Source organism: Gaoshiqia hydrogeniformans, from assembly GCF_049347105.1.
GTDB classification, from domain to species: Bacteria; Bacteroidota; Bacteroidia; order Bacteroidales; family Prolixibacteraceae; genus Gaoshiqia; species Gaoshiqia hydrogeniformans.
Genome location: NZ_CP186334.1, coordinates 463,640 through 488,311, shown reverse-complemented (window position 1 = coordinate 488,311; position 24,672 = coordinate 463,640). Strand labels below are relative to the sequence as shown.

At 42.5% G+C, this 24,672-nt stretch carries 27 protein-coding genes; 17 read left to right on the top strand and 10 right to left on the bottom strand.

Translation table 11 applies throughout. The features are described from left to right. The first annotated feature begins 37 nt into the window (after positions 1-37). The 15 genes from ACOIT5_RS01985 (at position 38) to ACOIT5_RS01915 (ending at position 16,863) form a co-directional block, all read left to right on the top strand. A complete protein-coding gene (locus tag ACOIT5_RS01985) occupies positions 38-1,543 on the top strand; it encodes an ArnT family glycosyltransferase (protein ID WP_423128794.1) in 1,506 nt (501 codons plus the stop codon). A gap of 69 nt (positions 1,544-1,612) precedes the next feature. Next, complete coding sequence (locus ACOIT5_RS01980; RefSeq protein ID WP_423128793.1) at positions 1,613-2,011, top strand: hypothetical protein; 399 nt, start codon at positions 1,613-1,615, stop codon at positions 2,009-2,011. Between the two features lie 69 nt (positions 2,012-2,080). Next, positions 2,081-3,274: a 6-bladed beta-propeller gene (locus ACOIT5_RS01975; RefSeq protein ID WP_423128792.1), complete on the top strand. Its 1,194-nt coding sequence runs from the start codon at positions 2,081-2,083 to the stop codon at positions 3,272-3,274. A gap of 19 nt (positions 3,275-3,293) precedes the next feature. Then, on the top strand, positions 3,294-3,818 hold the full coding sequence (locus ACOIT5_RS01970; RefSeq protein WP_423128791.1) for a hypothetical protein: 525 nt from the start codon (positions 3,294-3,296) through the stop codon (positions 3,816-3,818). Between the two features lie 82 nt (positions 3,819-3,900). After that, the gene (locus ACOIT5_RS01965; protein WP_423128790.1) at positions 3,901-4,209 is read left to right on the top strand and encodes a hypothetical protein; all 309 of its coding nucleotides are present in this window, start codon (positions 3,901-3,903) and stop codon (positions 4,207-4,209) included. A gap of 75 nt (positions 4,210-4,284) precedes the next feature. Beyond that, complete coding sequence (locus ACOIT5_RS01960) at positions 4,285-5,046, top strand: IS5 family transposase (protein WP_423128629.1); 762 nt, start codon at positions 4,285-4,287, stop codon at positions 5,044-5,046. A 37-nt stretch (positions 5,047-5,083) separates the two neighbouring features. Beyond that, positions 5,084-5,494 carry a hypothetical protein gene (locus tag ACOIT5_RS01955; protein WP_423128789.1) on the top strand — a complete coding sequence of 137 codons (411 nt, stop codon included), beginning with the start codon at positions 5,084-5,086 and terminating at the stop codon, positions 5,492-5,494. Between the two features lie 80 nt (positions 5,495-5,574). Further along, positions 5,575-6,756: a 6-bladed beta-propeller gene (locus tag ACOIT5_RS01950; protein WP_423128788.1), complete on the top strand. Its 1,182-nt coding sequence runs from the start codon at positions 5,575-5,577 to the stop codon at positions 6,754-6,756. A gap of 2 nt (positions 6,757-6,758) precedes the next feature. Next, on the top strand, positions 6,759-7,325 hold the full coding sequence (locus tag ACOIT5_RS01945) for a hypothetical protein (RefSeq protein WP_423128787.1): 567 nt from the start codon (positions 6,759-6,761) through the stop codon (positions 7,323-7,325). 1 nt (position 7,326) lies between these two features. Continuing rightward, positions 7,327-7,764: a DUF1573 domain-containing protein gene (locus ACOIT5_RS01940; protein ID WP_423128786.1), complete on the top strand. Its 438-nt coding sequence runs from the start codon at positions 7,327-7,329 to the stop codon at positions 7,762-7,764. After that, positions 7,761-8,759: a glycosyltransferase family 2 protein gene (locus tag ACOIT5_RS01935; protein WP_423128785.1), complete on the top strand. Its 999-nt coding sequence runs from the start codon at positions 7,761-7,763 to the stop codon at positions 8,757-8,759. Before ACOIT5_RS01940 ends, ACOIT5_RS01935 begins: the two co-directional genes overlap by 4 nt. Beyond that, positions 8,756-9,841 carry an efflux RND transporter periplasmic adaptor subunit gene (locus ACOIT5_RS01930; RefSeq protein ID WP_423128784.1) on the top strand — a complete coding sequence of 362 codons (1,086 nt, stop codon included), beginning with the start codon at positions 8,756-8,758 and terminating at the stop codon, positions 9,839-9,841. The genes ACOIT5_RS01935 and ACOIT5_RS01930 overlap by 4 nt, the downstream gene beginning before the upstream one ends. 91 nt (positions 9,842-9,932) lie before the next feature. Continuing rightward, positions 9,933-10,322 (top strand): four helix bundle protein, encoded by a 390-nt coding sequence (locus ACOIT5_RS01925; protein WP_423128783.1) that lies wholly within the window; start codon positions 9,933-9,935, stop codon positions 10,320-10,322. Positions 10,323-10,382: 60 nt separating this feature from the next. Then, entirely contained in the window at positions 10,383-13,625 is a 3,243-nt protein-coding gene (locus ACOIT5_RS01920; protein WP_423128782.1) for an efflux RND transporter permease subunit, read from the top strand. A gap of 91 nt (positions 13,626-13,716) precedes the next feature. After that, positions 13,717-16,863 carry an efflux RND transporter permease subunit gene (locus tag ACOIT5_RS01915; protein ID WP_423128781.1) on the top strand — a complete coding sequence of 1,049 codons (3,147 nt, stop codon included), beginning with the start codon at positions 13,717-13,719 and terminating at the stop codon, positions 16,861-16,863. A gap of 298 nt (positions 16,864-17,161) precedes the next feature. Here ACOIT5_RS01915 and ACOIT5_RS01910 read toward each other — a convergent pair whose 3' ends face one another. From ACOIT5_RS01910 to ACOIT5_RS01875, 8 genes are all read right to left on the bottom strand, one after another. Then, positions 17,162-17,299: a transposase gene (locus ACOIT5_RS01910; RefSeq protein ID WP_423130603.1), complete on the bottom strand. Its 138-nt coding sequence runs from the start codon at positions 17,297-17,299 to the stop codon at positions 17,162-17,164. A 213-nt stretch (positions 17,300-17,512) separates the two neighbouring features. Further along, complete coding sequence (locus ACOIT5_RS01905) at positions 17,513-17,815, bottom strand: hypothetical protein (RefSeq protein WP_423128780.1); 303 nt, start codon at positions 17,813-17,815, stop codon at positions 17,513-17,515. 187 nt (positions 17,816-18,002) lie between these two features. Then, a complete protein-coding gene (locus ACOIT5_RS01900) occupies positions 18,003-18,401 on the bottom strand; it encodes a YciI family protein (protein ID WP_423128779.1) in 399 nt (132 codons plus the stop codon). Between the two features lie 60 nt (positions 18,402-18,461). Further along, positions 18,462-18,830: a nuclear transport factor 2 family protein gene (locus ACOIT5_RS01895; protein WP_423128778.1), complete on the bottom strand. Its 369-nt coding sequence runs from the start codon at positions 18,828-18,830 to the stop codon at positions 18,462-18,464. 28 nt (positions 18,831-18,858) lie between these two features. Next, entirely contained in the window at positions 18,859-19,419 is a 561-nt protein-coding gene (locus ACOIT5_RS01890; protein ID WP_423128777.1) for a dihydrofolate reductase family protein, read from the bottom strand. A 110-nt stretch (positions 19,420-19,529) separates the two neighbouring features. Beyond that, complete coding sequence (locus ACOIT5_RS01885; protein ID WP_423128776.1) at positions 19,530-20,786, bottom strand: RNA polymerase sigma factor; 1,257 nt, start codon at positions 20,784-20,786, stop codon at positions 19,530-19,532. A 149-nt stretch (positions 20,787-20,935) separates the two neighbouring features. Next, on the bottom strand, positions 20,936-21,472 hold the full coding sequence (locus tag ACOIT5_RS01880) for a hypothetical protein (RefSeq protein WP_423128775.1): 537 nt from the start codon (positions 21,470-21,472) through the stop codon (positions 20,936-20,938). A gap of 124 nt (positions 21,473-21,596) precedes the next feature. After that, positions 21,597-22,295 carry a MarR family winged helix-turn-helix transcriptional regulator gene (locus ACOIT5_RS01875; RefSeq protein WP_423128774.1) on the bottom strand — a complete coding sequence of 233 codons (699 nt, stop codon included), beginning with the start codon at positions 22,293-22,295 and terminating at the stop codon, positions 21,597-21,599. 341 nt (positions 22,296-22,636) lie between these two features. Here ACOIT5_RS01875 and ACOIT5_RS01870 point away from each other — a divergent pair, with 341 nt between their 5' ends. Together ACOIT5_RS01870 and ACOIT5_RS01865 are read left to right on the top strand one after the other, a co-directional pair. Next, complete coding sequence (locus tag ACOIT5_RS01870; RefSeq protein ID WP_423128773.1) at positions 22,637-23,050, top strand: GreA/GreB family elongation factor; 414 nt, start codon at positions 22,637-22,639, stop codon at positions 23,048-23,050. A gap of 161 nt (positions 23,051-23,211) precedes the next feature. Then, a complete protein-coding gene (locus ACOIT5_RS01865; RefSeq protein ID WP_423128772.1) occupies positions 23,212-23,610 on the top strand; it encodes a GreA/GreB family elongation factor in 399 nt (132 codons plus the stop codon). A gap of 95 nt (positions 23,611-23,705) precedes the next feature. Here ACOIT5_RS01865 and ACOIT5_RS01860 read toward each other — a convergent pair whose 3' ends face one another. Both ACOIT5_RS01860 and ACOIT5_RS01855 read right to left on the bottom strand, forming a co-directional pair. Beyond that, positions 23,706-24,272 carry a DUF4256 domain-containing protein gene (locus tag ACOIT5_RS01860; RefSeq protein ID WP_423128771.1) on the bottom strand — a complete coding sequence of 189 codons (567 nt, stop codon included), beginning with the start codon at positions 24,270-24,272 and terminating at the stop codon, positions 23,706-23,708. A gap of 13 nt (positions 24,273-24,285) precedes the next feature. Beyond that, the gene (locus tag ACOIT5_RS01855) at positions 24,286-24,669 is read right to left on the bottom strand and encodes a DoxX family protein (RefSeq protein WP_423128770.1); all 384 of its coding nucleotides are present in this window, start codon (positions 24,667-24,669) and stop codon (positions 24,286-24,288) included. Positions 24,670-24,672: the final 3 nt, after the last annotated feature.

Below are 24,672 nucleotides of genomic sequence, written 5' to 3'. Positions count from 1 at the left end.
TGCCATGATTGTCCATTTCTTCAAGAACTTAAATAAATTGAATTTATATAGATACTTGTTGTTGTCTGTATTTGCAATAATTGTTTTTTCGCCTGCTTTTTTTAATGATTTTCAGTATAAATGGGATGATCAGTGGATGCTGCTCGAACAACCTTTTGTGATGGATTTCTCATGGTATAGCATGAAATTTCATTTTTTAAATTTTTACCATGGACAATACTCTCCCGTTAACACGCTTTTTTATTCGTTAATCTATTCTTTATTTGGATTAAATGCGGGGGCCTTTCATGCGGCCTGTCTGATTGTTCATATAGCCAATGTGCTTTTGGTTTATGCAATTCTACGAACTGTTCTTAAGCAGGTAAAAACCGGGTGGAAAGCTGAACGGATTGAACGATATGCGTCGATTGTAGCGATGTTGTTTGCTGTTCATCCGCTTCAGGTAGAGTCTGTTGCCTGGATCAGCGCTTCAAAGGTACTTCTGTATGGTTTTTTCTGTTTGGCCGGAATAGGGTGTTATCTTCGATATCTAAATTCGGAAAAGGGAAGCTGGTATAGAGCGACATTCATCTGCTACCTGCTGGCCTTCGGCTCCAAGGAACAAGCTATCCTGCTCCCCTTGAACCTCGTCCTGATCGATTGGGTGATGGGTAGATATAAAGCCCTTCGATTGGATAAGAATTTTATTTCAAGGGAGGAAGTTTTCAATAAAATTCCTTTCTTTTTTGTGGCGGGAGGTATGTGGTATTTTTCTTTTCAAAATAACCTGGGAAATATTGAAACAGATGGCGCTTACCCCTTTTACCAGCGGATCATTTTTGGAGCCCACAGCCTGGTTCAGTATATTTTTCGGTTCATAGCCCCTGTAAAACTCTACTACTGGTATTTTTACCCGATGCCTGTTGGCCAGGGATTGCCTGCAAGTTTCTGGATATATCCTTTACTGGCGGCCATTGTTTTACTTTTTGTCCAGGGAATACGGAGAAAGCCAAATACGCTTCCTTTGTTTGGGATTGCTTTTTTTCTGATTAACCTGTTATTAGCCTTGCATATGCTTCCGATGCCCCGGGCAACAATCACTGCTGACAGGTATATGTATCTCAGTGTAATTGGGCTGGCATTGGTGAGCGTTTGGCTGGTTGATTATTCATATCAAAAGTACCGGAATCAGCGTAAAATCATCGTTCCTATTGCGGGCATTGTCATCCTTGCTTTTTCTGCACAATCGTTTATTCGGACCACTGAATGGAAGAATACCGAAACATTAAGACAAAATATTGAAGAGGCTATTGAAAAACGAAAAAAAGCCCAGGATACCATCGTGAATAATCCGCCGGAGAACGACGCCACGGAAAACCAGCAAAGTAAAGAAACCGAAACAATAACTACTAAAAAGAAAGGAGGATTGAACCATGACTTAATACCCTGCAAGAACCTGCTGTTTAATTGTAAGGCAATTAAAAGCGGCGGGCGTGCCGCCTTATGCACGATAACAGTAAAATTAAAGAAAAGGTGCAACCGGGCAAAACCGGTCACACCCTAAACCTCAGGGAACATGAGCTTAACCGTAAATATCAAACGTTCATGACCCTGAATCAAATTTTTAAAAATTATGAAGACAAAATTAGAAAAAGGATTGAGATACCTGGCTGCAGGAATCTTTTTTACGGCACTAATTCTGAATGTCAAGTTCACACTGGACAGCCCGTACTTTTTAACAGGCAATGAATTAGTGGCCCAAACAACCGGAACCGGAACTGATACCGGAACCGGAACAGATACAGGAACGGGTACATTCACAGGATACAAATCTAACCCAATTCCAAAATGTGTATGGAAAACCGTGACATTTAGCGTTGATGCAAACGGAAAGGTCATAGCCGCATCAATAGTTTGGACTCGTCATTCATGTACCTCCTGCGCAATCCTATGTGATGCAACTAGTCCCGGAGTTTGCACTCAAGATATTCTTTGTCCCCAAGATTCTCCCGATCCTTTGGCGAATAACTAAAATTAATTAATCTTAAGAGAGAAGTACTTTGCAAAGCTTCTCTCTTGAACAGTTTTTTAATGTTGGAATATGAAAAATCAAATATATCAATATTGCCTGCCTTTTCTTATAATCATCTTGCTTACCTCATGTAGCAATGAAAAGAATCCTAATATCCTTGGGAAAGAAGTCAGAACATCTATTATTCTTGAAAACCTGAAGGTAGAAGAATACCCTTCTGTTAAAATGGATGATGATAACCATTTCATCTACTTGGGAAATGATCCTGATTGTGTTATTAATGGAATTGATAAAATAACATTCTGTGATCAAAAACCAATTATACTCGACAAAAAACAAAAAGCACTGTTTGTTTTTGATGAAGCAGGTCGGTTTATATCGAAGATTCATGATGTCGGGAATGGACCAAATGAATATATACAGCTAAATGATTTTTGTATTTCTGAACAGACAAAATCAATTTTTGCGCTTGTTGTTGCAGGAATCCATAAGTCTGTGGTTTATGAATATGGCTTGGACGGAAAACAAAAAAACAGATTTAAGCTCCCTTTCATAGCCTATAATATTGGAACTTTTGATAATTGTTTGGTTTTCTTTTCAAACTTTTCTTCCAGCATGAAAAAAGATTTTAACATTCATATTACAACGAAAGAATGTAAAGTCATCAGTAAACACTTCCCTTATACACGACGAAGCAACCTCGAGTGGGGATATTCTTCAGACGTTTTTATCCAGTATGAAGATCAATTATTTTATCAACCTGTTTTTTGCGATACAATTTATCATATTTCTGATTCGCAGTCAGTAAAACCTTTTATCCTGCTGAAGGAAAAAGAAGTATCAGATACTCATCAGCATCTTGATGTATATATGAATACTTCTATGGATAAATTTTTTGAATATTCTGAGAAAAATCCATTTAGACAATTCTCAAACCTAATCATTACCGAAGACTCCATATTTTTTAGTTCAGATAATCAAGGTATGGAAGAAAGTTACATTTTCCATATCAAGAGCAATAAACTCCGGTTGTTGAGAGGGGGAGATTATTTTTCATTATTAAAAGCCTCTCCATTATTGGTTTATGAGAATTACTTAATAGCTGCGATCTATCCATATGAAATTCATAATTTCGTAAATACCATTCAAAAGAGAGTTTCATCAAAAGGTTGGGAGGAATTTCAATCAAATAATAATTGTCTAATCGAAATTTTTGAAAATACGACGCCAAATGACAATCCTGTGATTATTAAATTTAACTAAATATTTACAGGTTGAACTTATGAAGAAAATCCAAAATACAATGTTCATCATAGTCGCAATTGCGGTATCAATTGTTTGTCTATTTAACTCGCACTATCTTTATAAAGAAAATAAAAAGATAGCTGCGCTATTAAAACACAGAGAGCATTTAATTGAACAACTTAATTTCAACTTAAGAGTTATAGAAACAATACGACGAGGTCAGCATGATCTCTCAGCATATGGCATTAATCACCAGAAAGATACAATCATTTTATTTTATTTTTCTGATTTGAGCTGTATGAACTGTGTAACGTTTGAATTGGCTGAGAATATTAAGGACAGAGAAATTTCAGTTGTAGCAGACATAACTCTCGATAGAGAATACGAAACCCTAAGTAGGACATACTATCAATATGCTTTTCGAAGAGATACTTCAATACACAACACAATAGAGCAGCCGTTTTATGTTGTTCTTGTAAAGAAAAGCGTCAGGGAACTATATGCACCAGATATACAAAATGGATCACTCACGAAGGCATTTCTTGAAAGATATGGGTTTTAAGGGATAGATGATTGTGCATAGGACCCCCGCCAAAGACCTCTTAAAACAAAAATAGAGTCAATAAATAAAGAAAATCAAGCTGATGAAAATGAAAAAACACTTGCTAACGACAACAGCACTTATGTCATTAGTGCTCATCATTTTGCTAATTCGGATGAATAATTCAGATGGTGTCGGAGAGTTTCATGAAACCACTATTGAATCTGACCATGCCAAACTGGATCCTGGCAATTTAAGACAAGGAAAGCCAAATCCGGCCATCCCCCAAACTTCAGGAAACATGAGCTTAACCGTACTATCAGCACTCATGTCACTGAATCATAACTTAGAGACTGTTTTGATTTTAAATTTAAAAAATATTATAGCGCAATTAACACCAAGGTGTTTATAATTAAAAAATTGGTTATCAGCTAACTATATCAGGTTAGATTTTCTTTGCACTAAAATAACGACAAATTAGTGTACGATGAAAATTTACCCAAGTGATTTAACCGATAACCAGTGGCAAGTTATAAAAGATTTGTTTGAACAAGAGCGAAAAAGAAAACATAGTTTACGATCAATTGTGAATGCAATTTTGTACATAACCAAATCCGGTTGCCAATGGCGGATGCTCCCCAACGACTTTGCGCCATGGCAGACAGTTTATTATTACTTCAGAAAGTGGAAGTTAAACGGGCTTTTGGAGGAATTGCATGATTATCTTGTCGAAAAGGTCAGGGTGCAAAAAGGCAGAAACCCTGTTCCATCTGTTGGCATAATTGACAGTCAATCCGTTAAAACAGTCAATGTTTGTCAAGACGAGATTGGGTATGATGGCGGCAAAAAGATTAAGGGCAGAAAAAGGCACATTGTTGTTGATACCCTTGGCTTACTACTGGCCATTGTAGTCCATTCAGCAACGCCACATGACAGCAAGGCCGCAGAACTTGTATTTAAAATCCTTAAAAATAAATACATAAAAGGGATCGTAAAAATATTTGCCGATGGCGGTTATCGGGGGGAATTAATAGAGACAGCCAGGATAAAATTTGGTTGGGCCCTCGAAATTGTCAAAAGAAATGAAGCCCACAAATTCAAAATCCTGCCTAAAAGATGGATTGTTGAAAGAACATTTGCCTGGATTTCATTTCAACGACGGACCTCGAAAGACTATGAAAGGTTGACCGAAACAAGTGCAGCCTTTGTCCAATTATCAATGATAAGATTGATGCTTAACAAATTTTGACAATGATTTCAAAACAGTCTCTTATAATTTAGAAACTATGAAGACAAAATTAGAAAAAGGATTGAGATACCTGGCCGCAGGAATCTTTTTTACGGCACTAATTCTGAATGTCAAATTCACACTGGACAACCCGTATTTTTTAACCGGCAATGAATTAGTAGCCCAAACTACGGGAACCGGAACTGATACCGGAACCGGAACTGATACCGGAACCGGAACAGACACGGGAACCGGAACGGGAACAGGTTCCGAGGTCTGGGATTTTGATGTATTGGTAGAAGAAGGGCAATGCCTCAAGTGTGAATCCCTTTGGCCTTTAGGGAGATTCGAATCGGTCTGTGAATGCACAAGGTATACAAACATCTGTGTGTATGGAGGACGCTATTACTGCAAGGAAGATCAAGTTGTGAGTTGGGGGAATTGCCGACCTACAGGAAATGGTTGTTAGAATTTAAAAGCAGACAGGCATCTAGTATTTTACTAGATGCCCTATTATTATCATGTTTAACTAATTAATAACGGACATAAATGAATCTACATAATAAAACCGGATTATATTTAATTTGTATCAAAGTCCTATTTCTTTTCTCCGGTTGCGATAGTAAAACCGATGTGGATAAAAACAGACAGGAGCAAACGTTACATTTTGATGTTTCAAACTGGGAGGAGAAACAAGCAATTCCAAGGAAGATAATTAAAAGTATTAAGTTCACTCCTCTGGAAACAACAGATAGTAGTCTGATTGGCTCTATTGGCAAGATGTACAAGCTTGATGGTTTCTTGTACGTAAAAGACAATCAGTATGTGAAAGAAATACTGATCTATAATCACAATGGGAAATATGAGAGAAGTATTGGCAAATATGGAAGAGGAGCGGGAGAGTTTATAGATCTAACTGACTTCCTAATCGATGAAAAACAGAATCATTTATTGATACTCGACAATCAACAGCGTAAGGTATTAACCTATAACCTTGTCAATGGCGACCATATAAATGATCTGAAAATCCAGTTTTGGGCAACTAATTTCTCTAATCCAGAGGACCATGTGTTAAGCTTTTATTCAAAAGACCAAGATCTAGCGGGTCCCAAACACTTAATCGCGAACCTGGATTTAATAGAGAACTCAAAAGAGTGGTTTCTTGAACAGGACCAATATGACAAACATTTTAGCTACCGCCATTCGATATTTCAATCGGAGAATACTTATTTTGCTCCCTACTTTAAAGATGTTGTTTACCGCATCACCAAAGATAAAGTAGAGCCCTTCATTACTTTTAATTTTTGCAAAGACAAAATTCCAAAAGAAAAACTTCAAAATAAAGAGAGACTCAGGGAAATACAGGAAGTCTTGGATGAGAAAAACTGGACATACGGTATTGAAAATGTGATTGAAAACGAGCATTTTTTAACCTTTAATTTCAAGCTCAGAAATCAAAATGTGATAGTTATTTATTGTAAAGAGTCAGGAAATTATGTCTATGGCAATCATTTTGAAGGTGGACTTGGTGCGTTTCCTTTGATAAAATACATCACGGTTAGTGAAAATGAATTTATAGGAGTAATTGATGCGTTCCTTTTTTGCAGAATGAAGCAGATGGTTATGGAACAAGGCAATGAAGAACTAAAAAATCAGTATCTCGAAACGTTAAATACAGTATCCGAAGAATCAAATCCAATAATCGTATCCATTCAGTACAACACTTTCTGACTATGAAATACTTATACTTTGCTTTTTTGTTGATTCTTGCTGCATTATCCCTATCTAATTATAGCAGAATCAGTAAAGCTAAGGCCAAAATAGAAAAACAGCATAACGATCTCAATCAGATACTTACGGAATCCGGTAACTACTTGACTTCATTAACTTCTCAACCTCATAATTATGTGAGTTCAAAAATTTTATTAGTTTCAAATGATACACTGAATCTCTTAGATTCAAACGTTAAGGGGCTTTTCTATATATTTTCCCAAAATGATTGTGTGACCTGCATTGAAGAAAATATTTTCACCTTAATTGATTATACAAAAAAGGCGAGTACCCAGAATGTCTACATAATATCAACAAAAGAAAATATAAGATATCTCAAATTGCTAGCAAAAGTTTATAGGTATAACTCTTTAAATTTTGGATGGCTGATGAATTCAGTTGATATTCCAGCTTCTTGTTATTTCAAAAAATACGATAATGGAATGATCTCAAATACTTACTATCCAATTAAGGGCGAATTTGCATGCACGAAGAAATATCTGGATAAAATGAACACCATTTCTGATTAATATGAAAAAATCATTAATTGTGATGATATCATTACTCATTGTAGTTCTCACGGTTGAATTAATTCAGATAAATGTTCCATTTGACTCAAAAGAGTTGCGTCAAACCACTATTGAATTTGACCACACCGAACTGGACCTTGGCAATTTAAAACAAGGTAAGCCGCAACCGGGTACTTTCGTGTTTATAAATACAGGCGATGCGCCGTTTGTTTTGACCAATGTGACATCCAGTTGTGGCTGCACTACACCGGACTGGCCCCGCGGTCCTGTTAAGCCGGGAAAAACCGGCGAAATCAAAGTCACCCACGATGCTCAACATACCGGTCGCTTTATAAAGACGATACGAGTGGAGGGAAATGTTGCCGGCGGCTTTATAACCTTATCCATAAAAGGGCAGGTGCAGCCCAATGAGTTTGAACAATCAGATCAGGAGCCATGAATACAATGATATCCATAGTTATTTCCTTATATAACGAAGAGGACGGAGTTCTTAGCTTCTGGGCGTTACTAAGGGCAGAGTTAATAAAAATGGCAGATATAGACTTTGAAGTCATCTGGGTCAATGATGGAAGCACCGACCAGACTCAAAACCGCATTGAAAAGCTGACCACATCTCATCCGGGTCAAAACATAAGTCATTGTTCAATTGAATTCTCAAAGAATTTTGGTCATGAGTCGGCCATGATTGCAGGAATTGATCACGCGAAAGGGGATGCGGTCATTTGCATGGATGGCGACGGACAACATCCACCTGCTGAAATCGAAAACATGCTCCACGCATACCAGGCGGGAAGTGATTTTGTCCTCATGGAATGCATCCAGCGGGAAGATAATGGGTTGGTTAAAAAGCTGCTCTCTGCTTCATTTTATAAATTGATCAACCGGCTGTCGACCATAAAACTGCGCAACAATGCGACTGATTTTTTTCTGATATCCAGGCAGGTTGCTGACATACTAAAAACATGCTACCGCGAACAAAACCGCTTCATCCGCGGCTTTATCCAGTCCATAGGCTTTTCTTCGGTTGTACTTCCTTTTCATGCGCCTTCCCGGTTATACGGAAAAAGCAACTACTCTTTATTCCGCTTATTTAAACATGCTTTTAACGCCATCTTTGCGTTCTCGAATAAACCCCTACGGATAAGCATGTTTTTTTCGGTGGTGTTTATTTCCTTCACGGTAGTGTTTGGTTTATATACCCACTATATGTACCTGTATGGAGATACACCCCCCTCGGGGTATACTTCTATCATTTTTTTAATGCTGATTTCGTTTTCTCTTCTGTTTTTTACAATAACAATTTTATCTTTATATTTCGAAAAAGTAATCCAGGAAATGCGCCAGCGTCCAATCTATATTATCAAAAACATCAATCACGTTTTATCAAAACATAATTCTCTGAAAAATCAGGAAGACATAGAACGTCAAACATGAAACACAAAGCACGATCCATACTGATCTCGGCACTGCTGCTGACAGCAATCGCATCTTGTACGCACACAAACCCAGAAAAAGCCGATGCTACTGAAAAACGCCAGTACATTCAGCAGCAAAACCCGGTGAACGTGATTATTCTCGAAAAGGGTATTTTCAAAAAAGAACTGGTCAACAATGGCAAGTTAACGGCCCGGCGTAAAAGCGAACTCCGGTTCCGGGTAAGCGAACAACTGGAAACTTTGGCTGTGAAAAACGGCGACCGGGTCGGTGCAGGGCAGGTTATCGCCACGCTGGTGCCATTTACTTATCAGCAGCAACTGTCGGGCGCAAAGGTACAATTACAAAAAGCGCACCTGGAGTTGCAAAATATCCTGATCGGGCAAGGCTATATGACAACTGACAGTACCCAAATGCCGCCGCATATATACGGGATGGCAGTGGTCAGGTCTGGTTATGCCGAAGCGTTACAGGGCTTTCAAACAGCAGAGTTCAGCCTGAAGGCTACCCGGCTGACCGCTCCTTATAGCGGATTAATCGGCAACATCAAACAAAAGGTACATGAACAGGTAAGTTCGGGTGAAGTTTTTTGTACACTGATTGATGACTCCGAATTTGAAGTGGAATTCAAACTGGTAGAGAGTGAGATTACTACCATTAGTATGGGTGATGAAGTTCAGGTGATCCCGTTCTCGGACAGCAGTAAAAACTATAAAGGACAGATCTCTGAGATTAACCCGCTGATTGATGAGAACGGCATGATTGGCGTTAAGGCACGGCTCCGAAATCCCGGCAGCTTATTGGAAGGAATGAATGTAAAAGTATTGGTTGAAAAGGACATTCCCGGGCAAATGGTCGTTCCCAAATCAGCGGTGGTATTACGACAGAACCAGGAAGTCCTGTTTAAATGCACGAAAGACTCCATCGCATTCTGGACTTACGTACAAACAGTAGCCGAAAACAGCGCCTCCTATGCAGTGGTCGCCCACCCGGATAAAGGAGGGATACTTGCACCGGGCGATACCGTGATCATTTCAGGCAACCTGAATCTGGCTCATGAAAGTGCAGTCATTGTTCAATAGTTTCAGGTTACAGGTTGCAGGTTACAGGTTGTACTGACCGGAGCAGGTCAAATTAGTTTCAAGTTGGAAGGTATGTTAGAAATAATTTGATATGGCAACGATACAACGGTTCAAAGATTTAGAGGTTTGGCAACTGGCAAGGGAGACTTGTCGTGATGTGTTTAAATTGACCCGAAAAGAACCTTTTAGCAGGGATTTTGCTTTAGTTGATCAGATAAAAAGATCATCCGGTTCGGCAATGGACAATATTGCTGAAGGTTATGAACGGGATGGAAACAAGGAATTTAACAACTTTCTTACCATCTCAAAAGGATCTATCGGTGAGACACGGTCTCAGTTGTACCGGGCTTTGGATTTCAATTATATTGAAAAAGCAGAATTTGAAGCTTTATATCAAAAGTGCCTGACACTAAGCCGGCAACTTCAAAAATTTGCCGATTATTTACGAAATTCCCCCATCAAAGGCCGCAAATTCCAATAACCTGTAACCTGTAACCTGTAACTTGAAACCTGTAACCTGAAACCTGAAACCTGAAAAACCATGGTCGAATTCTTAATCAAACGCCCGGTCGCAGTCAGCATGACCTTCATCGCCATCCTGGTGCTGGGGATATTTGCCATGAAGTTTATACCGGTTTCGCTGATGCCGGATATTGACATTCCTGAGATCACGGTGCAGGTAAGTGTTTCGAATACCCCTGCCCGCGAACTGGAAAACACGGTTGTCCAGTCCATTCGCCGGCAGTTGATGCAGGTGGCACACCTGGCTGACATTACCAGCGAAACATGCAATGAAAATGGTATTATCCGTTTGAAATTTGATTACGGTACCGATATCGATTTTGCCTTTATCGAGGTAAACGAAAAGATTGACCGTGCCATGAATTACCTGCCCCGGGATATTCAGCGTCCCCGGGTTATAAAAGCCAATGCCACGGATATCCCTGTTTTTTACCTGAACCTAACGGTTAACAGTTCCAAGTTTCAGGAAAGTTCCAAGTTGACGACAGAAACGACAGAAACTCCAGAAACCAAAGCAACCCCGGCAACCTCCGCTCTCTTCCCCGTTTCGCAAAAATTTGTTGAGCTAAGCCGTTTTGCCTCCAATGTCATTCGCAAACGGATTGAACAGATACCGGAAGTGGCCATGGTTGACATGAGCGGGCAGGTAAGTTCCGAACTGCTCATTATTCCCGACAGCAAAAAAATGGAATCCCTGGGAATTACCCAGGAAACCCTGGTCCGCCTGATTGAAAACAGCAATGTCAAACTTGGAAATCTGTTGATCCGTGACGGCCAGTACCAGTATAACATCCGGTTCACCTCCACCCTTCAAAACAAACAGGATATTGAAAACATCTGGTTTAAAAACAACGGGCGGTTGTTGCAGTTTAAAGATATTGTGAAAGTCATTGAACATCCCCAAAAGCAAAAAGGGAAAGTGTTGCATAACGGACAGGATGCCATCAGCATTGCCGTAATCAAACAAAGCGATGCCCGGATGTCGGCCTTGAAACAAAAGCTGAACGGACTGGTTTCCCGGTTTGAGAAGGATTATCCCGGTATAACGTTCAGCGTCACACGTAACCAAACACAGTTATTGGATTATTCCATTTCGAACCTCGGTCAAAGCCTGGTTTGGGGAGCTCTGCTTGCCTTCCTGATCATGTTCTTTTTCATGAAGGATTTTAAAGCCCCCCTGTTAATTGGCATTGCCGTTCCTGGCTCGCTGGTCATTTCCATGCTTTTCTTTTATATCCTGGGTATTTCTGTCAATATTATCTCGCTTTCGGGGATCATTTTGGGTGTAGGAATGATGATCGATAATTCGATTATCGTGATCGATAACATCACCCAACACCGCGAACGGATGAATAGTTCAAAGTTCCATCCGGCAATTGCCGGACCGGCGCAGACGGATTCAGGTTCAAAGTTATCGCCTGCAACCACAGCAACAATAGAAACCCCGGAAACACAATCCATCAATCCATCAATCCATCAATCCCTGGATAAAGCCTGCGTCAGTGGCACCAACGAGGTTTTCCGCCCCTTGCTAAGCTCGGTACTTACCACCTGTGCCGTTTTTATCCCCATGATCTTTATCAGCGGGATTTCGGGGGCCATGTTCTACGACCAGGCCATGGCCATTACGGTTGGCTTACTGGTTTCCCTGGCTGTTTCAGTTATCTTGCTGCCTGTTTATTACCGGCTGGTTTACCGGAGAAACGGGACAAGCCGGCAAAACCGCTTTTTAAAGAAGATTACCATTTTCAGTATTGAAGGCCTTTATGCCAAAGGTTTGCGTCTGATCATGAAGCATCAGGGCTTATCCTGGATATTGGTTGGCGTTTTTTTACCTGGAGCTGTATTTTTATTTACCGACCTGCCAAAAAGTAAATTGCCCCCGATTACCAAAGACGAGGTGATTCTGCTGATTGACTGGAACGAACAGGTCCATATTGATGAGAACAGGAAACGATCACAACTGGTGGCCGGCCAGGTCAAAGATTTTCTGGAAAGCCACACGTCCCTGGTTGGGCAACAACAGTTTATCATGGAGCATGGCAGCACGGCTTCTGCGTCAGAAACAATGATTTACTTTAAGGCAAACTCTTCAGAAAACCTGGCACACGTTACGGACGAAATCCGGGAATTTCTTGAACACAATTATCCCCGGGCTCTTTTCCGGTTTAAGGACGCCGGAAATATTTTCAACATGATCTTTTCGGATACCGAAAAACCTTTGGTTGCCAGGCTGAAAGCAGCAGATGATTACGGTCCGGGAAAAATCAGTTTTCTGCAAACGACACTGGAAAAACTAAGGGCCGCCTTTCCCGAACAGCCGGTCGGCGCTTTGCCCCTTTATGAATACACGGTTTTGCGCACCGATCCGGAGAAACTGCTCCTTTACGGATTGTCATTCGATATGGTTTACCGAAAACTGAAAAGCGCTTTTAATGAAAACCAGCTTTTTCTGATTGCCGACAACCAGGATTTTGTGCCGGTGGTACTGGGCGACGAGACACGTACCATCGGTGAAATTGTCCGCAACCTGTTTATCCGCAACAACGCCAATGAACTGATCCCTTTACGGGAGCTGGTTAACGAAATAAAAAGCCAGGACATGAAAACCATTGTTGCCGGAAAGGAAGGGGAATATTACCCTGTTGCGTTTGAAGTAAATGCCGGTCAGGCAGAGGGACTGATGGCGACGGTCAGGCAACTGGTCAACGCGGACCGGTTGTTTGATGTCAGTTTTACAGGCAGTATTTTTTCGAATAAAGAACTGCTAACGGAACTTTCGCTGATCCTGCTGGTTTCCCTGGCCCTGCTGTATTTTATACTCGCCTCGCAGTTTGAGTCTTTAACACTGCCCCTGATTGTGCTTGTGGAAGTTCCCATTGATATTTTTGGAGCATTTCTGGCTTTAAAACTGGGAGGAGCCGGCATCAACCTGATGTCGTTAATCGGCATCATCGTGATGAGCGGGATCATCATCAATGATTCGATTCTGAAGATTGACACCATGAATCAACTTCGTAATCAGGGATATTCTCTGGTCCGGGCTATGGTTGAAGCCGGTCACCGGCGGCTAAAACCCATCCTGATGACCAGCTTGACCACCATCCTTGCACTAATTCCGTTTCTTTTCACATCAGGGTTGGGCTCCGATTTGCAGCGTCCATTGGCCCTGGCTGTTATCGGGGGGATGGTTTTGGGAACACTGGTCAGCTTGTACCTGGTGCCGCTGATGTATTATTATTTGAAAAGACGTAGTGAGTAGAGAGACAGGAAGCTGTAAGCCTCAAGAATAGATTTAACAATAGAAATTATGGAAAAAACTATCGAAACCACAGCAACAATATAACCAAATCTTGAATAACTCTAACAAACCGTACCGCCTCTCCTCCTTCTCCGTCATCATGGTCTTTATCCTGATGATCATCATGGGGCTGGGGGTGCTGCCGTTACTAAACGTGCAGTTAAACCCGTCGCGCTCGTTGCCAAAGCTTTCGGTCCGCTACAGTTGGCCGGATGCTTCGGCCCGGGTCATTGAGCAGGAAGTGACATCACGGCTCGAAGGGCTTTTCAGTTCGATGAAAGGGATCAAAGAGGTGTCGTCGGTTTCCTCCAAAGGGTCAGGCAGGATCGAGCTGTCGTTTAAAAAAACGGTAAACCTGGATGCCGCCCGTTTCGAGATTGCCTCGCTCATCCGGCAGGCGTATCCTGAACTACCCGAACAGGTATCGTTCCCGGAGCTATCGATGGGCGCCGGCGGGCAAAACGCCAGTCCCATCATGACCTATACGATCAACGCAAGCGCCAGCCCTTTTTTAATTCAAAAATATGCAGAGAACCAGTTGGTTCCCCGGCTGTCCGTCCTATCGGGAGTGAGCGGGGTTCAGGTTTACGGATCAACACCCTTTGAATGGGAGATCAGGTATAACAGCGATCAAATCCAGTCCCTGGGGATCAGTTCATCCGAAATCGCCCAAAGCATCCAAAACCACTTCAGGGAAGAATACCTGGGGCAAGGGGTGTTGTCTGATATTCAGGAAGAAGGACAAACCATTACCGGGCTGTATTTGTCCAATGGATTGAATGACAGCATTGGTTGGCAAGCCATTCCGGTAAAACGAGTTGGAGGGCGGATGATTTGGCTGGGAGACCTGGCTAAAGCCAGATACCAGGAGCAACAACCATCTTCCTATTTTCGGATCAACGGGTTAAATACCATTAATATGGTGATTTATCCTGAAGACCAGGTGAATAACCTGCGCCTTTCCAAATCGGTCAGGGAAGAAGTCTCCATCCTGAAAAACAACCTGCCTGCAGGTTATTCGTTGCTGCTGGCCAACGATACCACGGAATATATTCAGAAAGAACAGGAAAAAGTCTTTCTCCGTACCGTTTTCTCCCTGCTCATCCTGCTGGTCTTTATCCTGATCATTACCCGGAGCCTGAAATACCTTTTGCTGATTACGGCCAGTATCCTTGCCAACCTGCTTGTTGCCTGTGTTTTTTATTACCTGCTGAAAACAGAGATCCACCTTTATTCGCTGGCCGGTATTACCGTGTCATTTGGGATCATCATAGACAACAGCATCATCATGATTGATCACCTTCGGCACCAGGGAAATAAGAAGGCTTTTTTGGCTATCCTTGCTGCCACTTTAACAACCATCGGGGCGCTCAGTGTCATCTTCTTCTTAAAAGAGGAACAACGCATCAACCTGGTGGAGTTTGCCCGGGTGATCATGGTAAATCTATCGGTTTCGATGGTGATCGCCCTGTTTTTTATTCCGGCCCTGATGAATAAAATCAGTCTGAATAACCGGCGGGCAAAAAGATTTTTCAAAAGAAAGAGACGGGCCGTTCGGATTACCCGTTTTTACCGGCGGCACATCATGTTTAGTAAACGGTTTAAATGGGCTTATATCCTGTTGTTTGTCCTGGGATTTGGCATCCCGGTACAATGGCTTCCTGCCAAAATTGAAAAAGAGGGTTTTTGGTCCGAAAAATACAACAAAACACTCGGGAGCAGTTGGTTTACCGAAGAAGCCAGGCCGGTTCTTGAAAAAACTTTAGGTGGTTCATTACGCCTGTTCTCTGAATACGTCTTTGAAAGTTCGTTTTATTCTGAGCCTTCCAGGACCATGTTGTATGTGAGGGGAAAAATGCCCGAAGGATGTACGGTGCAACAACTCAACGAGGCCATGGAAAAGATGGAGAATTACCTGAGCCAATTTGATGAGATCGAGCTGTTTCAGACGTCGGTTTATGCCTATAACAATTCATCAATCTCCATCCAGTTTAAACCGGAATACGAAAATGGTTCATTCCCTTACTTTTTAAAAGAAGAGATTACCTCGAAAGCCATCAGCCTGGGAGGACTGGACTGGAGCATTTACGGGGTTGGACGGGGATTTTCAAACGCACTGAACACCGGGTTCAAGAACAGCCGGATTGTTTTGGAAGGTTATAACTACGACGAACTCTATCGTTATGCCGAAATTCTGGAATCGAAACTCTCAGAAAACGAGCGGGTAAAAGATATTGAGATTACCGGCTCAATAAGTTGGAACAGCAGTACGCTTTACGAGTATCAAATGGTTTTCAACCATGAGGGTTTTGGGTTAAATGTTGTCCATGTTGGGCAGTTTTATTCATTTTTGAAAGATAAGGTTTATAAAGCCAGCCTCAGCCCCATTTATAATGACAACGAGTTGCAGCCGGTTTCGCTGGTCTCCGATGCCTACGGGGAGTTTAACGTTTGGGATTTAAACAACCTGCCCATTGAAATCGGGGAAAAACAACTGAAGCTGTCCAACTTTGGAAAAGTAAATAAACAAAAATCAGGGAATGACATTTATAAAACCAACCAGCAATACCAGTTGGTGGTGGCTTACGATTTTATCGGCCCGGAACCTTTATCCAGGATCGTCAGGGAAAGGCAGGAGAAGGAACTGACTGAAATTTTGCCGCTGGGATATTCTGTCCGGCCTTCCAATCAAGGTTGGGGCTGGGACCGCAAGGATAAGAAGCAATATTTTCTCATCCTTCTGGTCATCCTGATCATTTATTTCATCTGTTCCATCCTTCTTGAGTCACTTTTGCAGCCGCTGGCTATTATTCTTATGATCCCGGTTTCTTTCATCGGGGTATTTCTTACCTTTTACCTGTTTGATTTTAATTTCGACCAGGGCGGTTTTGCTTCCTTTATCCTGTTATGCGGGATTGTGGTCAACGCCGGATTATACATTATCAACGATTACAACAACTTTTGCAGAAAACCGGCTTCAAAAAGCAGCATGTGTTTGTATCTGAAAGCGTTCAACCACAAGGTTGTCCCGATCTTTTTAACGATTATCTCAACCATCCTGGGGCTTGTACCCTTTGTGTGGTCGGGCCAGAATGAGGTATTCTGGTTTGCTTTTGCAGTTGGCGCGATGGGAGGATTGATCTTCTCTGTAGTAGCCATCATCAGCTATTTACCATTGTTTATGAAACTTAAGTGGTAAGCTAATAATGAGCTCAACTGTAGGAGGTTAAGCTATTTTTTATACCTTTGTGCGAACTAGTTTCAAGCTAGCTTATATCCGGATTTTTTATAATGAACAATCCGGTGAGTTCTTTCAATATTGGCGGGGTAGTTTACTAATAACCAACGATTTACAAGGTGTGGTTCGAATCCCTCACCGCCCACGAAAGCAAATGCCAAAAGGCATCAGGAAGCAGTAAGTCGTTGATTTGCTGCTTTTTTTTGTTTTTATCGCATCGAGAGAATGGATCAGATGATATTTCTGGTGGATTAAATTTTCAAGCATAAATTTTAGCGACTCTGAAGAGGAAATATTTTACATCGCTTACCCCTCTCAAAACTGCTCTGAAAGCTTTCAGTTTAGCATTGAATGATTCAGCAGAGGCATTGGTTGAACGGTTGTCAAAGAAGTTCAGTATTTCGGATCACTTCAAAAAGTAGAGAATCCGGAAAACGAGGAAAAGCCGGGTAGCAGTCGGTTGGCCCTGCCGGCAGACAGGGAAGGCTTAGCCTGTCTGAAAGTTATCAGAAAACGTTAAACGGTTGATCAGAAACCCTGGATAGAAGAGTTTATCAGAAAGGTTATTCCCGAACCCAGTTGAGCCCGGGAATAACTTTTGAGGCAGCTTTTAGTTTTCCTGAGATTCATCTACCAGTTCAACCTCAATCTCGATACCCCCTGTCCATTGGACTATTAAATTGTAAATAGCACAACCAATGGCGGTCATGATAAAACCCATGATCCCATATAGTACCGGAAAAAGGATGAAGAAAAAGCCTCCGCCAAACGGAAAACCGGGGAAGGCGTTGTTGCCGGCCAATCCGCTAATCAGGCTGATTGGTAACATGAAGACGAATGCAATGGCAAATAAAATAATGGCTGCTACTTTTGAAGTCTGAAAAACTCCAAATCGTTTTACTCTTTTCATCATAATTGGGTTCGTGTTAGTGATTAAAGGTTTTTAATTTCTCTGGTTTCCCCGTATAAGCGCATGCCAAACAGGAAGTCCACTGTTCTGAATGGTTCAGAAAGTTTAAAAATACAAATAAACTTTATATCGTATTCATTGGCGGGGCAGTCTGCCCGATTGTCGTGCGTTTTTTTTCCTGTTAATTCCCTTATCCCTTCCTTCGCTGCTCGCTCTCTTCAATCATGGTGGTCAGGTCGGCTGCAGGGCGGATTTCCCAACTGCCCCTTTCGCGCAAGAGCCGCATGGAAGGATGGTTTGACAGCAGGCGGATGGCATGATTCAAGTCGGTGGCTTCAAGGATCATGATGCCGCCGATCTGTTCTTTGGTTTCGGCAAACGGGCCATCCGTCACAGAGACTTTGCCGTTGTGCCATTTCAATGTGGTGGCATTTTGAGAGCCCTGCAAGGCTTCGCCACCCACAAAGTGACCATTTTTTTTCAGTTCGTCATCATAGGTGAAGCACTCATCCATCATGGCCAGTTGCTCCGCTTCGGTAGCGGATTCCCATTCTTTTTCATTAATGTATCCGAGACAAATATATTTCATAATTATCGTGTTATGATTTTTGATAAATTTTCTGTTTTACCGCGCCAGGCGGCTTCCCTTTCACTCAAATTTAATAGAAGTGTTTAAACTCATTAAGTAGGATGTAAGACTACTGATCTTTCCATTGGTCATTTCAAATACATCACAAAATACCGCATCAAGTGAGTTTCCGTTTTTCATCTTACCCTGAACAGTTCCTTCTGCAATAACAATATCATTTTCTTCAATGAGCCTTTTGACCTTGATGGCCGGACTGCCCACAAAGTTATCGTTTTCGATTTCCCTGTCGAATTCTTCTTTCCCATAGTGTGTATATACGCCGGGCATTTTCCAGACTACATCCTCCGTAAGACAATCAAGGATCATCTGATGATCACTCCTGCGGAATCCTTCCATGTATTTCTCAACGGTTTTTTTATTTTCTGTCATATTTAGCCTGTTTTAGATGAAGAGTTGGTTAAAGTTTTTTAGCGAGTTTCAGCACGATGCCTCCGGGCGAAAGCTGTTGTGTAGAAATAAGAGATAAATTCCTGGACGGTATTCCCTGTTTGAACAGAGGTTTGCCACGGCCCAAAATAACCGGGGCTATTCCAATGCGATATTCATCAAAAAGGTCATCGTTGATAAATGTTTTGGAAAGGTCCGCACTTCCAAATACATACATATCTCCGTCGCCTTGAGCTTTCAATCCGGAGATCTCGGCTGAGGCATTCCCATTGATTAAGGTTGAATTGTTCCAGTCAACTTCTTTCAATGTTTTGGAAAAAACCAGTTTGGGAATGCTGTTCATTAATCTGGCAATTTCGTCATTTTCACTGTCCGCCTTCTTCCAGTATGCAGACATCCCTTCATAGGTTAACCTGCCGAAAACGAGATAGTCAGCCGAGCGTAGCTGTTCAAGGCTAAGGTTTTCCAGTTCTGGTCCCCAAACTGAATTGTGAAAGGATAAGTCCCAATTCTTTTCTCCTTCAAAATAACCATCGAGCGTGATGATATTCCACATGATTAATTTTCTCATGGCTGTTGTTTTTAGTGTTCTAAAATTGAATTGTCTATGTGTTCAACAGATAGTCGAACAACAGAGGACGAAATCGACAAACAATTCTTTTTTTTTTTACTATCTGTATATTACGTGTCCAGTTCTCTGAGCTTTCGTTCGATAAATCGGCGTTCGGGGTCTTGTTGTGCGAGGGCAAGGGCTCGTTCCCATGACGCTCGTGCCTCACTTGTCCGGCCGGTTTTCCGGCACAGTTCCGCCCGTGCCGAGTAAGCCAGGTGATAATCTTTTAATTCCCCACGCTCCAGAATCGCGTCGATGCGACTTAATCCCGCCTCAGGACCATGGTGCATGGCTATGGCGACAGCGCGGTTTAATTCAATTACGGGGGAGGGGTTTATGCGCAGTAACAGCGTATAGAGTCCTGCGATCTGTGCCCAGTCTGTGTCATCTGGACTCTTCGCTTCAGTATGCAACGCCGCGATGGCGGCTTGCAGGGCATACAGGCCTGGCCGTTTGGATGAAAAGGCCCGCTTTACCAACGATATTCCCTCGCTGATCATATTGCTATCCCATAGCGACCGGTCCTGATCTTCCAAAAGAATAAGGTCTCCTGCCGGTGTGGTACGGGCAGACCGGCGGGATTCGTGTAGTAACATAAGGCCTAACAATCCGGCAACCTCAGGGTCAGGCAGCAAATCGTGCAGCAGGCGCCCGAGTCGAATTGCTTCGCTTGAAAGGTTAACGCGGGTTGCCAATTCGCCGGACGAAGCGTAATAGCCCTCATTGAAGACCAGGTAAACAACCTGTAAGACCGACCCGAGCCGGTCCGGGAGTTCGTGCTGCGGCGGAACCTTGAACGGTATTCCGGACTCGCGAATTTTGGCTTTGCCACGGACAATTCGCTGTGCGATGGTAGGTGGTGCAGCAAGAAACGCGCTGGCAATCTCTTCGGTAGTCAGATTGCAAACCTCACGCAAGGTCATGGCCGTGCGTGTATCGAGCGCCAGTGCGGGGTGGCAGCAGGTGAAGATCAGTCGGAGCACATCGTCTTCAATCTCTTGATCAATCTGCTTCGAAGGATCGGCAATATCAGCTTTCATTTGCCGGACTTGTTGTACCTGCAACGGGTCAAATTTTGATTGACGCCGCATACGGTCGATTGCTTTAAACCGGCCGGTGGAAACAAGCCAGGCCCGGGGGTTGGAAGGAATGCCATTTTCGGGCCATTGCTCAAGCGCAGCCTTGAAGGCATCGTGCATGGCATCTTCGGCAAAGTCGAAGTCTCCAAGCAAGCGAATCAGCGTGGCAAACACCAGACGCGACTCTTTGCGATAGATCCCGTCCAGGAGTTGAGTAATATGTTCCGAAGAATTTTGCATGTTCATCTGGTTTGGTTCTCATATGGGTTAAACGCTGAAAGTTCTTTATCAGGCAGGTTAACAAGAAAATACCCCCTGAAACCCTTGTGGCAAATACACTTTATTGGGCATAGTTGAGAGTCAGTTCAACATGTCAGGTGAAGTTGAAATATGAACTATATTCTTTTTGCCCGCATCTCCTGCATTAGTTTCCAATTATTTCCACGATCAACGGTCTTTTCATTACACCACCTGAAACTGTCAGAGGTGATATCGCGGTAAACCCAGCGAGATTGGTGCCCATTATCGTCAATCTCTCCAATTTGTATAATCTCATTTCCAATTTGACGCCCAACTTGACGAACAATGATCCCATTCGGTGGATTTATCCATAGAATATGCCATGCGTCAATTTTGGGGTCGTACATCCTAATCGTCGTACTGTAACGATTCCCTGGCTCATGCCAACCAATTTCACTATTTTCACGAATAGGTGTAATCCAAAGATCCTGTATTGCACGTCCTTCTAAAATCCAATCGAAACGGATATCCCATTTCGAATGCTTCATACTTCCGTCTTCTGAATACTCAATGGTATCTGCAACCCAATCGCCGACAAATTGACCATAGAGCATTAGCTTATCTAAGTATTCGATGGCTGGTTCTTTTGAGATTAAACTTTCAGTGAAATGACTTTTTGCATAATTTCTCATGGCCGAATTATTTTATTAATTGTACCCAAGGTTTGTTGTAGACTGTTGAAAAAAATTAAAAATACAAATAAACTTTACATAACCCATGAGTTTGAGGCTGATTTTTTTTTGCAGGTTTAATCGCTTATTTGTATAAATGTTTCAACGAATCCATCAGGTTTGCTAATTCGGCAAAAGGTTTGCTGCCGTGGTTTTTATAGATACTGCCGTGAAAATCGTCGATCTCTTCCAGTACCGGTAGTATCTTCTTCCACTTGTTGTCGCTGATGGCTGCAAAAAACAAAACGTTTTCTTCAGCCATGTTCTTTTTTGCCTGCAAAAGCGTCTCTTCCCCTTTTGGAGTAAGCGCCAGCAGTTTTGCCCTTTTGTCCGATTCGTCCTGAACCTCGTCGAGCAGCTCGTTGTTAATCAGTCTCCTGATGGTGTCCATTCCGGTGGTATATTCAAGGTTATACAGGTTAATCAGGTCGGTTTTTTTCGCTTTCTCCATCAGTTGGACGCTTTGCATAAACAGAAATTCCAAACGGGTATTAATAACCAGGTCTTTTAGGGCTTTACGGGTATAAAATTCATGATACCGGGCAATGCGTGATACCGATTCGAGGAAACGCGCTTTTTCGTTGAATTGCCTGAACAAGGTGGACGGGAAGTTCTGCTGTCCGGGATATTTTTCCGGCTTCACTTTTTGATCTAGTTCCGGTTCATCAGTTAGTTTCTGAATCATCCAATGCGAAAAATCCAGCAGGCTTAATTGCGTTTCTTCCAGTTCGTAGTCTTCATATAAATCGAGAACCTGTTTTAAAATAGCATACTTATTCGTCATTCGGCGATGGTTTTTGTGAAAATACAAAAAAATGATTAATATTGTATCGGATACGATTTAATATAAATCGTCTACGATTTTATTTATTGCTTGTTTTTATCACAGCGTTTTTATGTACCAGCTCATGTTAAGCCATACAAAGATAGTTGAAGCCGGGAACCAACAGATTGTTTGGTTCCCGGTTTACAACTGCCTGCCGCAAGTTTTCGGCATCAGGCGGCTTGAAGGCCCGGGCGTACAGGCGCGTAAGCTTCCGGGAATATTTTTCTAAGCATTTTTTTCCAACTCTTTTTTTCAGCGCACTCAGTCCATTCTTTTTTTAAAACATTAATCCATTTTATATGAAAGACAACATCCAAATTACAGAATCAGACTACATCCGTTTATGTGGTTTGATTAATTCAGAAAGAAATCTGAAAGTCACAGATGACAGGAATCTCTTGTTTCTTGGCGCCGAGTTGAAGCGGGCTCAAAAGGTCTCGTCTGAGCGGCTTATTCCCGACTTTGTAACGATGAACTCACAGGTTGAAATTGTGGATCTCGATACCGGTAAGCCCATGCGTGTGAAACTGGTTTACCCCGAAGATGCCGATTTCAGAAAAGGGAACATTTCCGTGTTGTCTCCCCTGGGAGCGGCCATACTGGGGTACCGGCCGGGTAGTGTCGTGGCATTTGAAGTCCCCCGGGGAGTTAAGCGTATGGAAATCAAAAATATTTTGTATCCCGACGAAGTCCAGCCGGCTGATCCGGTCTGAAAACGCATTGTAATATCATGTCTGATTTTTAAAACTAAAAAGTTATGGCAAAGAAAAGTGTTGGCTTGAAGGAGCCTAAAAAGAGTCTGAAAGAAAAAAGGGACGAGAAGAAACAAAAGCGTGAAGCGGAGAAAGTACCCACGCGGAAAACGAGAAAGTAGATGTTTGTTCCGGTTACCGATTTTAATGAACTCATGAAACGAATCCGTATCGTGGAGCGGCGCTATTCAACCAGCTTCAGGTATATCAGCCGGTTGAAAGCAAATTTGATGGCTGCTGATCAGATTCGGCCGTGCGAGGTTCCACGCGACCTGGTGACGATGAACTCTTTTGTGCAGCTTCATCGAACCGAGCCGATAGCGATGGACTTTTGTATTCAGTTGGTTTATCCCGAATATGCGAATGTCAGAGAAACCAAAGTCTCTGTTTTTTCGGAGCTGGGTGTAGCTGTTTTCCTGAAGTGCATTGGCGACGAGCTGAGTTACGATACCTGGAAAACAAACAACCGGCTTTTGATCACCGGGATCCCGTTTCAGCCTGAAGTAAATGCTTATCGGTAAGTTGCAGACCTTTAACCGGCAGGTGGTCTATTTGAGAAGACCTGCCGGTTTTTTTGGGGTCTGTACTGTTTCAAACTTTTTTGTATGTGTACGATTCAGACTCTTAGCGAACCGCGGAATCCCCTGACTGCGTAATAAGAATCGGCGCCGTTGTGGTACAGAAATACCTGGTTGTAGCGGCGGTCGCAAAAGAGTGCCCCGCCGAGTTTTCTGATCGTGGCAGGCGTTTTTACCCAGCTCGACGTTTTGGTGTCGAAACTGCCCAATTGCTGCAGTTCCCGGTATTGTTCTTCCGTTAAAAGTTCAATGCCGATTGCCGTGGCCAAATCCACCGCGCTGTTTTGGGGTTTATGTTCTTTCCTTGCGTCCAACGCTTCGCGGTCGTAACAAAGACTTCGGCGGCCTTTTGGACTTTCAGCCGAACAATCGAAGAACAGGTATTCGCCCGTATTTTGATCCTGCCCAACCACATCCGGTTCACCGCCGGTTTCTTCCATTGCATAAAGCGACCATAGTTTTTCGGTACCGGCTTCCAGTTTTACCTGTATCGGAGTCCACTCCAATTCCTGATGCCGGTTCCTGTTTTTCTCAAACCGGGATTTCAAAATGCCGAGTAATTCTTTTTGTTGTTCCGGTGCCAACTGCTTTTTATTGCTGTTCATACCCTTCATATTTTTATTGATTAACTGAGACAATTTTCCGGCTGGCAGGCCTGAAATGCCACGATGTCGCGGTTAAAACCAGTAATAATACCGGGCCGAAAAATTCTTTGGCGTCACTTCCGCTGGCCGCATGCGAAAATACCGCGCCCGACATGGCAAAGAAAAAGCCGGCATATGCCCATTCCTTTACCAGGTTAAACTTAGGCAGAAGCACCGCGGCAACTCCCAGTATTTTCCAGATACCCAGTATCGTCAGGATATAAACCGGATAGCCCAATCTGGTTATTACACCTATTTCTTCGGGCATTCTGATTAGCTGTACAATTCCGGTGGACAACATGCCCAATGCCAGCCAAACCGTAGCAATCCAGTAAATAATCTTGTTTCTTTTTGTCATGAC